This window comes from Streptomyces sp. NRRL F-5755 (assembly GCF_001279365.1).
Classification (GTDB): Bacteria; Actinomycetota; Actinomycetes; order Streptomycetales; family Streptomycetaceae; genus Streptomyces; species Streptomyces rimosus.
In genome coordinates this window covers 1-13,541 of record NZ_LGCW01000299.1, presented here as the reverse complement: position 1 = coordinate 13,541, position 13,541 = coordinate 1, and the positions used below count along the sequence as shown (strand labels likewise).

Genomic DNA, 13,541 nt, shown 5'->3' with positions numbered 1-13,541 from the left:
TGCGCCGTCAGGCCGCCGCTGTGTCCACGAGGTCGGTGACGAACTTGCGCACCCGGCCGCGGAGCACCGGCGTCACCCCGTGGATGACCTGGGCGCCGTACGCGACGGCCACTCCCGGCCCGGCGTCGGTCAGCCACCGGCTCTTGCGCGGCGCGCTCAGCCACTGCGGCGTCCGCTCGTGGGCCGCGGGGCCGTGCGGCAGGCTGCGGCTCATCGGGGTGCCCGGCTCGTACCCGTCGGCCGCGCCCAGCAGGGTGTCGGTCCAGGGCGCGCTGTCCGACGTGGTCTCGATGTAGAAGCGGCCGCCTTCGGTCGCGTCCGCGATCGTCACACCGATCCGGCCGATGCGCCGGGGCGGGGTGCGCGGGCTGCTGATCCCGTCGAGGTGGGTCGGCACGCCCTGGCCCACGGCCAGTTCGGTGTAGCCCCAGTGTCCGGACCCGGCGATCGACGGCATGCTGCGCCGGATCGCGGGCAGTGCCCGCAGGGTGGCCTCGCCCAGCACCTCGTGTGCGGTCGCCGGGGCCGGGAGCACCTCGGCCTGGTGGCGGGGCCGCCAGCCGGCCGCCTCGCTGTCCATGATCTTGAGCAGCCGGGAGATCTCCTCCTCGGTCAGGAACTCCTCGACCGTCTGCAGCATGAGCGTCTCACTGATGTGGATCACTTCGCTCTCCTCGTCCGCGGTCCGGTGTACCGGTCTCGGACACCACCGTCCCGCCGGGACAAGGGGGCGGACAGGCGCAGACGGGGGCGCACACGCGCGGTGACTCGTACGTGTGTGCGCCCTGCGGGCGCCGGGTGTCACCGGCCGGTGAACGAGGCGCCCTTCTCCATGTTCAGCGGCCGGGCGACCGTCTCGACGGCGTCCAGGGCCAGCTCGACATTGCGCTCACTCAACGGGATGCGCAGCAACTCCACGGCCTTGGAATCGGTGAGGGAGGAGACCACCGGGCTCGACCCCGAGGCGGCGGCGGGCTGCGGGACCAGGGCGGCGGCACCGGCAGCGGCGACCGCGGTGATGACGGCGGAACGAATACGCATCAGAACGTGACTTCCACGGGGGTCGGGGACGGGGGGAGGGCGCGCGGGGTGCACCCAAGTCAATGCGGACGGACGTGCCGGCGAAGCGCCCCGGCCCGCGTGACCACCCTTACGGGGGCCGGGGATCACCCGGGCGGCCGAGAGGGCGGCGAGCGTGTTCGAGGGCGGCGCCCGCCCGCCGTACGACTACTCCCGCCGATCATGGGTACCCAGCGCGCCGTACCACCGGGCACCGCCCGGTCCTGACCAGCGCGGGAGCGGCCCGGGAGGCGGAGTTGGCGAAGGTGCGGGCCCTGGCCGCGTGGCGGCGGCTGTGGTGGGAGGCGACGGCGGTCGGCCGTACGGTGCGGACCGCGGTACGGCACTCCGGGCCGGAGCGGGACACCGTCGTCCAGTCGCTGAAGGCGGCCGGCGCGGCGACCGTCGCCTGGGCGCTGACGGGCTGGTGGCTGAACGCGCCGCTGGCCCTGATGGCGCCCTGGACGGCGCTGGCACTGGTCGACGCCACCGTTTACCGCTCGCTGCGCTCCGGACTCCAGCAGCTCGTGGTGATCGTGCTCGGCGCGCTGCTCGCGTCCGCCGCGATGGCCGCGACCGAAGGCAGCACGCTGGGCGCCATGCTTCTGGTGCTGCCGGTGATGACGCTGGTCGGCACCCACCGCAGACTGGGCGCCCAGGGCATCTACGGGGCGACCACCGCCCTGTTCGTCATCACCTACGGCGCCTACTCCCTGACCGAGGTCGGCCACCGGCTCGTCGAGACCATGATCGGCGCGGTCATCGGCGTCGCCGTCAACGCCCTCGTCCTGCCGCCGGTGCACCTGCGCAACGTGCACGACCAGCTCCGGCGGCTGCCCCGGGAGTCCGCCGAACTGCTGCGGACGATGGCCGCGGGCCTGCGCGACGAGGAGTGGAGCGCGACGGATGCGGCCGGCTGGCATGACCGCGCGCGCCGCCTCGGCCAGGTGCTGCAAGCGCTGGCCAGCGCCCGGCAGTGGACCGCCGAGAGCTCCCGCTTCAACCCCGGCTTCCGGCTGCGCCGTACCGGACCGCCCCCGCCGCCGCCCGAGAAGGCCGACACCGTGTGGGAACGCGCCGCCGACCACCTCGGGGCCATCACCCGCACCCTGTCGGGCGCCTCCGGGGAACGGGCCCGCCTGACCACGCCCGGCGCCGAGTTCCTGCGGCGCTACGCCGACCTCGCGGACGAGGCGGCGGCGCTCTGCGAGGCCGAGGCGGACCTGCTGGCCGGCCACGAGCGGGAGGACGCGGAGAAGCGCTACCACGCGGCCCGCCACCGGTCCCAGGAGCTGTACGACGAGCTGGCGGACGAGTTCCGGCGGCTGGACGACCCCGCGGCCACCGCGGCAGGCGGCGAACTGCTCGTGGAGATGAAGCAGCTGCTGTACGAACTGACCAACTTCGCCCGCTCGGACGTGTCCGGCGAGCCGGCGGCGGAAGAGCGGCGGGCCGGGTGACCCCGGCCGGGCGTACGGGCAGGTCACCCGCCGTGCGCAGGGACGGGCCGCCCGCGTTTTCCCGGGCACCCCCGGGGCACCCGTGAACCACACGGCACACCATGCCCCGGTCGGGTGAAGGGAAGGACCGCGACGTGCGACGCCCCCCGGCACGCGGAGACCTGTCGGCGGCGGTCGTCTCCGCGCTGGAGCGGCCGCCCGGCACCGTACGGCTGCCGGACGCCCGTACGGTGGCCGCCGCCGACCCGTACGGCGACGACCTCCACCTCGCCCTGGCCCTCTGCTACGAACTGCACTACCGCGGCTTCGACGCCGTGCCCGACACCTGGGAGTGGGACCCGGAGCTGCTGCGCTTCCGGGCGTTGCTGGAGAAGGGCTTCCTCGGCGCGCTGCGCGCGGACCTCCCACGGCCGGGCGAGGTGACCGCGCTGCTCGACGGCCTGCTGGTGGAGCCCGCCGACGGCACCGGCGTGTCGTACTTCCTGCGCGACGAGGGCGAACTGTGGCACCTGCGCGAGTACGCGGCCCAGCGGTCCCTGTACCACCTCAAAGAGGCCGACCCCCACCTGTGGGTCGTGCCGCGCCTGTGGGGCCAGGCCAAGGCCGGGATGATGGCGGTGGAGTACGACGAGTTCGGGGCGGGACGCGCGGAGCGGGTGCACGCGCGGCTCTTCGCCGGCCTCCTGGCCGACCTCGGCCTGGACCCCGCCTACGGCCACTACCTGGGCGTCTGCCCGCGGCAGATGCTCGCCGTCAACAACCTCATGTCGCTCTTCGGGCTGCACCGCGCGCACCGGGGCGCCCTGGTCGGCCACTTCGCCTGGGTGGAGGTCACCTCGTCACCCGGCTCGCGCCGCCTCGCGCAGGCGCTGGAGCGGCTGGACGCCGGACCGGCCGCCGTGCACTTCTACGCCGAGCACGTCGAGGCCGACGCCGTGCACGAACAGCTGGTGCGCCACCAGGTCGTACGGGGACTGCTGCGCGAGGAGCCCGCCCTCGCGCCGGACGTGGCCTTCGGCATCGCCGCCACCGACCTGCTGGAGGAGCGACTGGGCGCGCATCTGCTCGACGCGTGGCAGGCGGGCCGGACTTCGCTGTTCGCCCCGCTCTGAAGCCCCGACCGTTGTTTCACGAGTCCCCGGTGGTCCGGGCGCGCGGCCCCGGAGGCCGCTTGCGCCCGCGGTGGCTGGTGTCGCACCAGGGATAGGACCGGCTGCGGCGGCACATGCACAGCGCCACGAAAGGGCGGTCCGAACGGGCCGTCGTACCGTCGTCGAGCTGCACCTCGACAGGGCCCTCGATCAGCACCGGGCCCCCGGGGTCCTGGACGACCCGGCGGGCGTCCTCGCGCCCGCCGTGCGCGCACTCTCGTACCGGCTCCTGCTCCTCACGCGGGGCGCTGGGCACGGACCACCACCAGCTCTTCCTTGTCCTGGCCCGGAGCCGTCAGCCCCTGGGCCTCCAGCCAGGGCGCGCGCCGCCGCAGCACGGGCCCGAAAGGGATGGACCGCCGGTCGGTGACGGCGGCCTTCAGCCCGGCCCCGGCCAGCAGTTCCACGGTCCGGACGGGATCGCAGAGCCCCGAATGCACCATCAGCAGCACGCCGTCCGGGGCGAGCAGCGTGGGCGCCTGGGCACACAGCCGGTCCAGCACGGCCCGGCCGTCGGGCCCGGCGTCCCACGCCCGCGCCCGGCCGCCGCGCGGCGGCACCGGTGCGGCACTGGGCACGTACGGCGGATTCGCCATGATCAGGTCGAAGCGGCGCCCGGCCACCGGGCGTAGCAGGTCGCCCCGGTACGCGCGCACCTGGCCCCGGTGCCCGGCGAACCAGGCGTTCAACCGGGTGGTCAGCACGGCGGCGAGCGCGGCGTCCACGGCGGTGACCCGCCCGGCACCGTGCCGGGCCGCGGCGACCGCCAGGGCCCCGCTGCCCGCCCCCACGTCCAGCACCTCCGCGCCCGGCCGCAGGGTCTCCCGCCGGAGCGCCGCGGCCAGCATCCCGGTGTCTTCCTGGGGCGCGTACACGCCCGGCGGTCTGATGAAGAACACCCGCCACGGGTACCCCGGTCGCACCATTCCTTGCAGCCCGGGGCGGAGCCGCGGCTATGCGGCGGTGAGCGTGGTCACCAGTACGTCGCGGTAGGCGGGCGCCGTGATGTCCATCGGCCGGATGGGGGAGACGCAGTGCAGCGAGTCCCGGTCGTCCGACAGCAGCAGGCTGCCCGGACGGTGCAGGGTGGTGCACAGCAGCTCCCGCCCGTCGAGCGTGTAGACGCAGCTCTGGCCGCCGACCGCGTTCTCCCGGTTGACGAGCAGTGAGGACACCAGCGTCACCCCGTCCTTGTGCCGCCCCTCCGGGGTCGGGTTGCCCTCGTCGCCGGCGGTCGCGACGACCCGGAACGGGTGCACCTTGACGATCCAGCGCCCGGCGTCGTCCAGCGCGGCCGCCGCCTGTGCCAGCAGGTCGAACAGCGGGCGCAGCAGCGGGTCGGCGGCGAACGTGTCGGTCAGCGGCTCGAAGTCGCGGTCCACCGTCTCGTACAGGGGGTTGGTGTCCTCCGGCTGGACGAACGGCGTGTGGGGCAGCCGCTCCAGCTCCCCGGTGGCCGGGGTGAGGGAGAACTGTCCGTAGCGGCGCAGCCTGCGGGTCCCGCGTTCGGCCGCGTACCGGTCCTCGCCCAGCTCGTCCCAGTGCGCGGCGAAGCGCGCCCAGGCTTCGTCGTCCGCGCCCAGGTGCTCCCGTACCGAGGCCGGGGACATCAGGCAGACGGAGGAGCGGGTCAGGCACGAGCGGGCGGCCTCGACCGGGGACGCGGCCCCGTCCGCTCCGCCGGTTCCGGACGGCGCCGAGCGCTCTTCGATGTGCTCCACGTCGGGTGTCCGCCTTCCTGCCGGCCGTGCGCCGCGGCGCCTGCGTGGTCCCATCGTGTGGCGCCCCGCCGCTGATCGCATCTTGCGGGCGGCGGAGCGTGCGGCACCCCGCTCCGGATCACGCCGCGGCCCCGGATGCGGGACGCCTTTGCCCACACCCACCTCCTCTTTACAAGCCCTTTCCCCTGGGAATGACTCAATGTCGCCGACCGCCGTCACCCGTCTTTGACACGTGTTTTCGCGGCTTTCTACGGTGATCGAACCTCCCACCGGCCCAGAATTGAGGAACACCATGCGCGTCCTGTGCACCGCCACCGGCTCCCCCTCGCACGGCCGAGCCCTGCTGCCGCTGGCCCGCGCGCTGGCCGGCGCCGGACACGAGGTCACGGTCGTCACGACGGCCGACGTGGCGCCGGTCTTCGCCGCCGACCCCGTGACGGTCGAGCCCACCCTGCCGCGCATCGACTTCAGCGCGATGGGGCGGGCCTCGGCCGAGGCGGCCGAGGCGGCGGGGGCCGACGCGCCGGAGGGCGGCCAGGAAGCGCACCTGAAGGTCCTGGTCGACCGCCTCACCGGCGACATGGCCCTCGAAGGCCACCGCGTCCTCGCGGAGCTGGCCCGGGACTTCCGCCCCGACGCGATCATCCGGGACGGCATGGACATCGGCGCCTGCCTGCTCGCCGAACAGCTCGGCATCCCGCAGCTGCCCATCCCCGCGGGCACCGTCAACATCCTCGACCCGGCGGCGCTGCTCCCGGCGCTGAACCGGCTGCGGGAGCAGCTGGGGCTGCCCGTGCAGGAGGAGCCCGGGTCGCTCTACCCGCACGGCCGTTTCGACTACCTGCCCGCCGAGTACTCCTTCGCACGGTTCCCGGCCACCGTACTGGCCTACCGCCAGACCACCGTGGTGGACCGCACCGCCGGACTGCCGGGCTGGGTCGCCGAACTCCCCGCCGACCGGCCGCTGGTGTTCGCCGCGGTGGGCACCGCGCTGCCGATGTTCCGCGAGGTGCTGCCCCCGGGCACCCCGCTGCCGGTGGGCATGACCGACCCGGCGGAGCAGCTGGCGACCATCATCGCGGGCCTGTCCCGGCTGGAGTGCACGGCCGTGGTGGCGACCGGCGGCATCGAAGCGGCCGGCGGCGTCGAGCCCGCGCCGCACGTCCACCTGACGGACCGCCTCGCGCAGCCGCTGCTGCTGGAGTGCGCCGACCTGTTCGTCACCCACGGCGGCTACAACAGCATCCGCGAAGCGGTGCGCACGGGCACGCCCATGGCGGTGCTGCCGAACTTCGGCGACCAGCTGCCCAACGCCGAGCGCGTACAGGAACTGGGCCTCGGCCGGCACCTCACCGACACCGACCCGGACGCCGTGGCAGCCGTCTGCCGGGAGCTGCTGGCCGACCGCGAGACGGCCGCGCGCTGCCGGCGGGCGCAGCTCGCGAGCCTCGCCCTGCCGGACATCGGGCAGGTCGTCGCCGACCTGGAGAAGCTGGTTGCCTGAGGCACTTTCCGGCCACACCCACGGACGGGTCCGTCGTACGGCGGGCCCGTCCGCGTGTGGGTGACCGCGGCGGCCGTCAGGACCGTACGGGTTCCGCCGCGCGGGCCGTCGGTACGACCACCGGGGCGCCGTCGGAGGGGGCGGCGAGGATCTCCGCGTCCACGCCGTACAGCTCCTTCACGAGCGCGGCGTCGATGATCTCGCGCGGCGGGCCGGCGGCGACCACCCGGCCCGAGCGCATCGCGACGACCGTGTCGGCGTAGCGGGCCGCCGCCGCGAGGTCGTGGACGACCATGACGATGGTGCGCCCGCCCGCCGCGACCTCGCGCACCAGGTCCAGCACCTCCACGGCGTGCCCGATGTCGAGGGCGCTGGTCGGCTCGTCGAGCAGCACGACGGGGGTCTCCTGGGCGAGCGCCATGGCCAGCCAGCAGCGCTGGCGCTGGCCGCCGGAGAGCTGGTCGAGGCGCCGGCCGGCCAGGGCGCTGGTGCCGGTCTGCTCCAGGGCGCGGGTCACGGCCCGTTCGTCCTCGCGCGACCACTGGCGGAACAGGCCCTGGTGCGGGTGGCGTCCGTACCGTACGAGCCCGGCGACGGTGACCGCCTCGGGCGCCTGGGGGGACTGGGGGAGCAGCGCGATGCGGTGGGCCGCCTCCCGCTGCTTGAGCCGCCACACGTCCGCGTCGCCCGCGAACACCCGCCCCGATTCCGGCTCGTGGAGGCGGGCCAGGCAGCGCAGCAGGGTGGATTTGCCGCAGCCGTTGGGGCCGACCACCGCCACCACCGTGCCCGACTCGACCGTCAGGTCCACCCGGTCGACGACCGGGTGCCCGGCGTATCCGGCGGTGAGCTGCTCGACGCGGAGTTCCACTGGGGCCGGCCTTTCTCCGGGGCAAGGGTGGTCACAGGCGTGTCACACCTCTTGCCATTTTGTCATAAGGTAAGGCTAACCTTAACGCGAATCGGCCACGTTGTGGCTGCTTCCGGCGGCCACCCGTATGCCGTCCGCACCTCGTGTCCCATTGAACCCGGAGTCCTCGATGACCGTGTCCCGCCGCTCACTTCTGACCACCCGACGCCGTGCCGCCGCGGCCGTCGCCGCCCTCGGGGCCGCGACGCTGCTGCTGACCGGCTGCGGCTCGGACGCCGGCGCGGACTCCAAGGACAACGGCGGCAAGGACGCGGCGTCCGGCGAGACCCGTACGGTCAAGGACGCCACCGGCAAGGTCGTCCAGGTGCCCGCCCACCCGCAGCGGATCGTCACGCTGACCCAGGAGGACCTGGACGCGGTGCTGGCGCTGAAGATCAAGCCGGTCGGCATCACCAACGGACAGGGCCTGGACAAGCCGCCCGCCTACCTGGCCGACAAGGTCAAGGGCATCGACGTCGTCGGCGGTCTGCTCAAGCCGGTCATGGACAAGGTCATCGCCGCCAAGCCCGACCTGATCCTCGCCGGTGACATGCAGGACGAGCAGGTGCTCAAGCAGCTGCGCGAGATCACCCCCGCCACCCTGGTCACCATGGCGCCCACCGACGACTGGAAGATCTCCTTCCGCGGCATCGGAAACGCCGTCAACAAGCTGAACGACGCCAACAAGGTCATCGCCGACCACGAGGCGGCCGCCAAGGCGGCGGGCGAGAAGCTGGGCGCCAACAAGGGCGCCGCCGTCTCCATCGTCCGCTGGAACCAGGACGGGCCGAGCTGGATGGAGCGCAAGCAGTTCGCCAGCGGCGTCGCCCTGGAGATGGGCCTGAAGCGGCCCGCCAACCAGAACAAGGACGGCAACGCGCACACCCCGTCGCTCAGCCTGGAGAAGATCAACGAGATCGACGGCGACTGGCTGTTCCTGTCCACGCTGACCTCCGACGGCGAGAAGGCCCTCAAGGACGTGCAGACCAAGCCCGCCTACAAGGAGCTGGGCGCGGTCCGGAAGAACCACGTGGCGACCGTCGACGGCTCCGTCTGGTCCACCCGCGGCGGCCCGCTCGCCGGCGATGTCGTCATGAACGACATCAGCAAGGCGCTGTCCAAGTCCTGAGCCGCGGCGGCCCGCACGGCCGTCCGGACGCCGGTGGCACCCCCGGGTGCCACCGGCGCTCCGTCACGCCCCGGCCGCGCCGCCGTTCCTGCCGTACGCGAAGTCCGCGGCCGTCCAGGCCAGGCCCACCGCGCCGTCCAGCAGGGCCTGCTCGGCCGCCGGCGACACCGCCGCCGCGGCGAACTCCGGCTCGTGCGGCCCGCAGGCGCCCCCGCTGATGTCCAGTACGGGATGGATCGAGGGCACCACGTGCGACACGTTGCCCATGTCCGTACAGGCGAAGGGCCCGCGCACGACCGGCTCCGGCCGGCCCAAGGTGCGCGCGTTCGCCTCCCACAGGGCGATCAGGCCCGGGTCGCCGCGGAAGTCCAGGTAGTCGGGCTCCGGGCGCTCCAGGGCCACTTCGCAGCCGGTCGCCAGCGCCCCGGCCCGGAAGCACGCCTCCACCCGCTCCCGCAGCTCGCGCAGGTCCTCGGCGGCCTCGGCGCGGATCTCGTACTCGGCCGTCGCGCGGTCCGGTATCGCGTTGGGCGCCGAGCCCGCCGACGTCGTGACGCCGTGCACCCGCCACTGCGGCGGCAACTGCTGGCGCAGCAGGCCGAGGGCGACCTGTGCGACCGTCAGCGCGTCGGCCGCGTTGCGGCCCTCGTGCGGGTTGAGGCTGGGGTGGGCGGTACGGCCGGTGTACGTGACGGACAGCGTGCCCAGCGCGAACGACCGGAAGTCGGACATCTCGAACGGACACGGGTGCACCATCATCGCCGCGTCCACCCCGCCGAACGCACCGGCCTCCAGCAGCAGCGCCTTGCCCGCGCCGCGCTCCTCGGCAGGCGTGCCCACCACCCGCACGGTCAGGCCCAGTTCCGCCGCGAACGGGGCCAGGCCCAGCGCCGCGCCGACACCGGCCGCCGCGATCAGATTGTGGCCGCAGGCGTGGCCGAGGTCCGGCAGCGCGTCGTACTCGCAGGCGATCGCCACCGTGACCGGGCCGGTCCCGGCGGTGGCCACGAACGCGGTGTCCAGGCCGTGGGCGGGCGCGGTCACGGCGAAACCGTGCTCGCGCAGCAGCTCGGCGCACCAGGCCGCGGCGCGGTGCTCGGTGAAGGCCGTCTCCGGACAGCCGTGGATACGGCGGCTGAGGTCCAGCAGGGCGCCGCGCCGGTCCGCGATGTGCTGCCGTACGGCGTCCTTGACGGCGGCGGGCGCTACGGCGGACCCGGGGGCGGGGGTGGTGGCGGACGTCATCGTCTCCTCTTCGGGCTCGGTGGCCGGTGCCCGCAGCGGTCGGCGGCACCACAGAAGAGTAAAAAATAACTTAGGCTTCCCTAAGTTTGCGCGCGGGCTGTCCCGGCCGGTGCGCGAAGGTCGGATTTCTCCCCGGGAGTTGTCACACACATGCATCAGCGTCCGCTCGACCAGGCAGCCCCCACGGCGACGCCGCGCCCCGGCACCCCCTCGCCGGGCGTTCCCGGGTCCGCGGGGCCCGAGGACTTCCCCCTGCTCACCGCGCAGGCCGGCATTCATTACGCGAGTCAAATCGATCCCAAGAGCCCGGCCCTGAACACCGCGGACGTGGTGGAGATCCAGGGGCCGCTGGACGAGGCACTGTTCGAGCGTGCCCTGCTGCGCACCGTCACCGAGGCCGAGACGCTGGGCGTGTGCGTACGCGAGACGGACGGCATCCCCGCGCAGCACCTCGCGCCGCCCGCCCCCGACCGGCTGCTGCACCGCGCCGACCTGCGCGGCGGGCACCGGCCCGCCGAGGAAGCGGCACGCGACTGGATGCACGCCGACCTCACCCGCGCCGCCGACCCGGGCGAGGCCGGACAGCTCATGACGCAGGCGCTGTTCCGCGTCGCCGACGACCGGTACTGGTGGTACCAGCGCGTCCACCACATCGCGGTCGACGCATATGCCCTCCAGCTCGTCGGACAGCGGGTCGCCGAGGTCTACACCGCCCTCGCCACCGGACAGGAACCCGCGGCCACCCGGTTCGCGCCGCTGCGCGACCTGGTCGAGGACGAGCGGCGGTACCTGGACAGCGAGCAGTACACGATCGACCGTAAGTTCTGGGCCGGGCGGATGGCGGGACGGCCGGAGCCGGTGACGCTTGCGGGCGGGGGCGCCGGGTCCGTCGGGTTCGCCGGGTCCGCCGGGTCCGCCGGGGGTGGAGCGGGCGCGCGGGAGGCCGCCGGCACCGGCGCGGCCTCGCTCGCCGATGCCATCGGCGCGGGCGACGTGCTGCGCGCCCGTACCGGCCTGCCCGCCGCGGCCCTGGACCGGCTCACCCGGGCCGCCGAAGGGGTCAAGGCCACCTGGGCGGAACTCGTCGTCGCCGCGACCGCGGGCCACCTCCACCGCGTCACCGGCGCCGAGGACATCGTGCTCGGCCTGCCGCTGACCAACCGGCGCGGCCCCGCCGCGCTGCGCACCCCGGCCATGACCGTCAACGTCCTGCCGCTGCGCATCGCCGTACGTCCTCAGGACACCGGCGCCGCACTGCTGCGCCGCGTCGTCCTCGAAATCCGCGCGGTCCGCCGCCACCAGCGCTACCCGCAGGCCGACATCCGCCGCGACCTCGCGCTCTCCTCCGCCGGTACACCGCTGACCGGACCCATGGTCAACATCAAGCCGTTCGACGCCGACCTGGACTTCGCGGGGCTGCCCGGCACCGTCCACAACCTCGCCGCCGGGCCGGTCGAGGACCTCGCCGTCACTGCCGCGCCCGGCGCCGACGGCGGACTGCGCATCAGCCTCGACGCCCACACGGGCCGGTACGCGCCCGCCGAACTCGCCGGACACAAAGAAACGTTCCTGCGCTACCTCGACGGGCTCACCGAACTGCTGCTGACCGACCCGGACCGCCCCATCGGCACCGTCGACCTGCTGGACCCGGCCGGGATACGCCGCGTCACGGCCGGGCGCACCGAGGCGCCCGCCGCCCGCACCCTCACCGAGTACTTCGCCGAACAGGCCGCCCGCACCCCGCGGGCGGTGGCCGTCCGCACCGGCGGCACCGCCCTGACCTTCGCCGAACTGGACGCTGCCGCCAACCGGCTGGCCCACCTGCTGACCGGACTGGGCGCCGGACCGGAACGGCCCGTCGCCCTCGCGCTGCCGCGTGGCACCGACATGATGGCGGCACTCCTCGCGGTCCTGAAGGCGGGCGGCGTCTGCCAGCCGCTCGACCTCGGGCACCCGGCGGCCCGGACGCTGGCCGTGCTCGAAGACGCCCGACCCGTCTGCGTGATCGGTACGGCCGCGACGCTCGCCGGACTCCCGGCGCACGGCCTGCCCGTCGTCACGCTGGACGACCCCGGCACGGCCGCCTCGCTCGCCGCGCAGCCCGCCGACGCGCCCGCCACGCCGCCCGCGCCCGGCCAGGCCGCGTACGTCATCCACACCTCCGGCTCGACCGGCCGCCCCAAGGGTGTCGTGGTCGGCCATGCCTCGCTCGCCAACCTGTACGCCGGGCACGGCCGTGACCACATCGCGCCCGCCGTCGCCCGCACCGGCCGGGAACGGCTGCGCGTCGCGCACAGCGCGTCGTTCGCCTTCGACGCGTCCTGGGACCCGGTGCTGTGGATGGTGCACGGGCACGAACTGCACCTGCTGGACGACGCGTCGTACCGCGACCCCGCCGCGCTCGCCCGGTACGTGGCCGAGCACCGCATCGACTACCTCGACGTCACCCCCTCCTACGCCGAAGCCCTGCTGGCCGAAGGACTGCTGGACGACGGCCGGCACCACCCGGCCGTACTCGTCGTCGGCGGCGAGGCCGTACCCGCACCGCTGTGGGAGCGGCTGACGGCGACCGAGGGACTGCACGCGGTCAACCTCTACGGGCCCACGGAGACGACGGTCGACGCGTATTACTGGACGGTGGGCGAGGCCGAGCGCGGGGCCGGGGCCAAGCGCGAGCCCGGGGCCGGGGCCGGAGTCGGGACCGAGACCGGGGCCGGGGTCGGGGTCGGGGTCGGGGCCGGGGCCGTGAGTGGCGGCGTCGGGCAGGCCCCCGAGGGGCGGCCGGTGCGCGGCTCCCGGGTCTACGTCCTCGACTCCTGCCTGCGCCCCACGCCGGACGGCGTCACCGGCGAACTGTACGTGGCGGGCGCCTGCCTGGCCCGGGGCTACCTCGGGCGGCCGGACCTGAGCGCCGAACGCTTCGTCGCGGACCCGTACGGCGCGCTGCACGGCGAGCCCGGCGGCCGGATGTACCGCACCGGGGACCTGGTGCGGCGCCGGACGGACGGCACGGTCGAGTTCCTGGGCCGCACCGACGACCAGGTCAAGATCCGCGGCTTCCGCATCGAACTCGGCGAGATCCAGGCCGTCCTGGCCCGCCACCCGTCCGTGGCCCAGGCCGCGGTGATCGCCCGCGACACCCCTCAGGGCAAGCGGCTGCAGGCTTATGCGGTGCTGCGGGGGCTTGGGGACGGCACGGCTGGGCGTGACGGTTCGGCTGGGCCTGGCGGCACGACCGGGTCTGACGGCTCGGCTGGGTCTGGCGGCTCGGCTGGGCCTGGCGGGGCGACCGGACGTGGCGGAGCGACCGGGGCTGGCGGGGTGGCCGCGGGGGCCCGGGGCGGCGATGCGGGGGCCCGGGG

The 13,541-nt window shown here is 74.5% G+C and carries 12 protein-coding genes; 5 read left to right on the top strand and 7 right to left on the bottom strand.

Annotation, left to right across the window (positions count from 1 at the left end):
* Window positions 1–7 precede the first annotated feature (7 nt).
* Window positions 8–664: a hypothetical protein gene (locus ADK86_RS33345; protein WP_053699971.1), complete on the bottom strand. Its 657-nt coding sequence runs from the start codon at window positions 662–664 to the stop codon at window positions 8–10.
* A gap of 137 nt (window positions 665–801) precedes the next feature.
* The gene (locus tag ADK86_RS33340; protein ID WP_053699970.1) at window positions 802–1,041 is read right to left on the bottom strand and encodes a hypothetical protein; all 240 of its coding nucleotides are present in this window, start codon (window positions 1,039–1,041) and stop codon (window positions 802–804) included.
* Window positions 1,042–1,325: 284 nt separating this feature from the next.
* Here ADK86_RS33340 and ADK86_RS33335 point away from each other — a divergent pair, with 284 nt between their 5' ends.
* The gene (locus ADK86_RS33335) at window positions 1,326–2,519 is read left to right on the top strand and encodes an FUSC family protein (RefSeq protein ID WP_053699993.1); all 1,194 of its coding nucleotides are present in this window, start codon (window positions 1,326–1,328) and stop codon (window positions 2,517–2,519) included.
* Between the two features lie 101 nt (window positions 2,520–2,620).
* Window positions 2,621–3,631 carry an iron-containing redox enzyme family protein gene (locus ADK86_RS33330; protein WP_053699969.1) on the top strand — a complete coding sequence of 337 codons (1,011 nt, stop codon included), beginning with the start codon at window positions 2,621–2,623 and terminating at the stop codon, window positions 3,629–3,631.
* A 16-nt stretch (window positions 3,632–3,647) separates the two neighbouring features.
* On the opposite strand, the gene ADK86_RS43990 is transcribed toward ADK86_RS33330, so the two are convergent.
* The 3 genes from ADK86_RS43990 to ADK86_RS33315 are packed head-to-tail and all read right to left on the bottom strand — an operon-like array spanning window position 3,648 to window position 5,391.
* A complete protein-coding gene (locus ADK86_RS43990) occupies window positions 3,648–3,926 on the bottom strand; it encodes a CDGSH iron-sulfur domain-containing protein (protein WP_053699968.1) in 279 nt (92 codons plus the stop codon).
* Window positions 3,907–4,569, bottom strand: a complete 663-nt coding sequence (locus tag ADK86_RS33320; RefSeq protein WP_078952426.1) for a HemK2/MTQ2 family protein methyltransferase — start codon at window positions 4,567–4,569, stop codon at window positions 3,907–3,909. Before ADK86_RS33320 ends, ADK86_RS43990 begins: the two co-directional genes overlap by 20 nt.
* 54 nt (window positions 4,570–4,623) lie before the next feature.
* Window positions 4,624–5,391: a 2OG-Fe dioxygenase family protein gene (locus tag ADK86_RS33315; protein WP_078952425.1), complete on the bottom strand. Its 768-nt coding sequence runs from the start codon at window positions 5,389–5,391 to the stop codon at window positions 4,624–4,626.
* A 292-nt stretch (window positions 5,392–5,683) separates the two neighbouring features.
* Between ADK86_RS33315 and ADK86_RS33310 the strand changes: the two genes are divergently transcribed.
* A complete protein-coding gene (locus ADK86_RS33310; RefSeq protein WP_053699966.1) occupies window positions 5,684–6,895 on the top strand; it encodes a glycosyltransferase in 1,212 nt (403 codons plus the stop codon).
* Between the two features lie 76 nt (window positions 6,896–6,971).
* Here the strand turns inward: ADK86_RS33310 and ADK86_RS33305 are convergent, their stop codons facing one another.
* Window positions 6,972–7,766, bottom strand: coding sequence for an ABC transporter ATP-binding protein (locus tag ADK86_RS33305; protein WP_053699965.1), 795 nt, complete (start codon window positions 7,764–7,766; stop codon window positions 6,972–6,974).
* Window positions 7,767–7,935: 169 nt separating this feature from the next.
* Between ADK86_RS33305 and ADK86_RS33300 the strand changes: the two genes are divergently transcribed.
* Entirely contained in the window at window positions 7,936–8,934 is a 999-nt protein-coding gene (locus ADK86_RS33300) for an ABC transporter substrate-binding protein (protein ID WP_053699964.1), read from the top strand.
* A gap of 63 nt (window positions 8,935–8,997) precedes the next feature.
* On the opposite strand, the gene ADK86_RS33295 is transcribed toward ADK86_RS33300, so the two are convergent.
* Complete coding sequence (locus ADK86_RS33295) at window positions 8,998–10,179, bottom strand: amidohydrolase (RefSeq protein ID WP_053699963.1); 1,182 nt, start codon at window positions 10,177–10,179, stop codon at window positions 8,998–9,000.
* Between the two features lie 150 nt (window positions 10,180–10,329).
* Between ADK86_RS33295 and ADK86_RS33290 the strand changes: the two genes are divergently transcribed.
* Window positions 10,330–13,541, top strand: a 3,212-nt coding sequence (locus ADK86_RS33290) for an amino acid adenylation domain-containing protein (protein WP_199834523.1), incomplete at its 3' end; no start/stop codon positions are given.

What these genes read in the sequence shown, in the direction of transcription:
- ADK86_RS33310 (WP_053699966.1), top strand. Translation starts at nt 5,684, where the DNA reads ATGCGCGTCCTGTGCACCGCCACCGGCTCCCCCTCGCACGGCCGAGCC.
- ADK86_RS33300 (WP_053699964.1), top strand. Translation starts at nt 7,936, where the DNA reads ATGACCGTGTCCCGCCGCTCACTTCTGACCACCCGACGCCGTGCCGCC.
- ADK86_RS33330 (WP_053699969.1), top strand. Translation starts at nt 2,621, where the DNA reads ATGCCCCGGTCGGGTGAAGGGAAGGACCGCGACGTGCGACGCCCCCCG.
- ADK86_RS33295 (WP_053699963.1), bottom strand. Translation starts at nt 10,179, where the DNA reads ATGACGTCCGCCACCACCCCCGCCCCCGGGTCCGCCGTAGCGCCCGCC.
- ADK86_RS33340 (WP_053699970.1), bottom strand. Translation starts at nt 1,041, where the DNA reads ATGCGTATTCGTTCCGCCGTCATCACCGCGGTCGCCGCTGCCGGTGCC.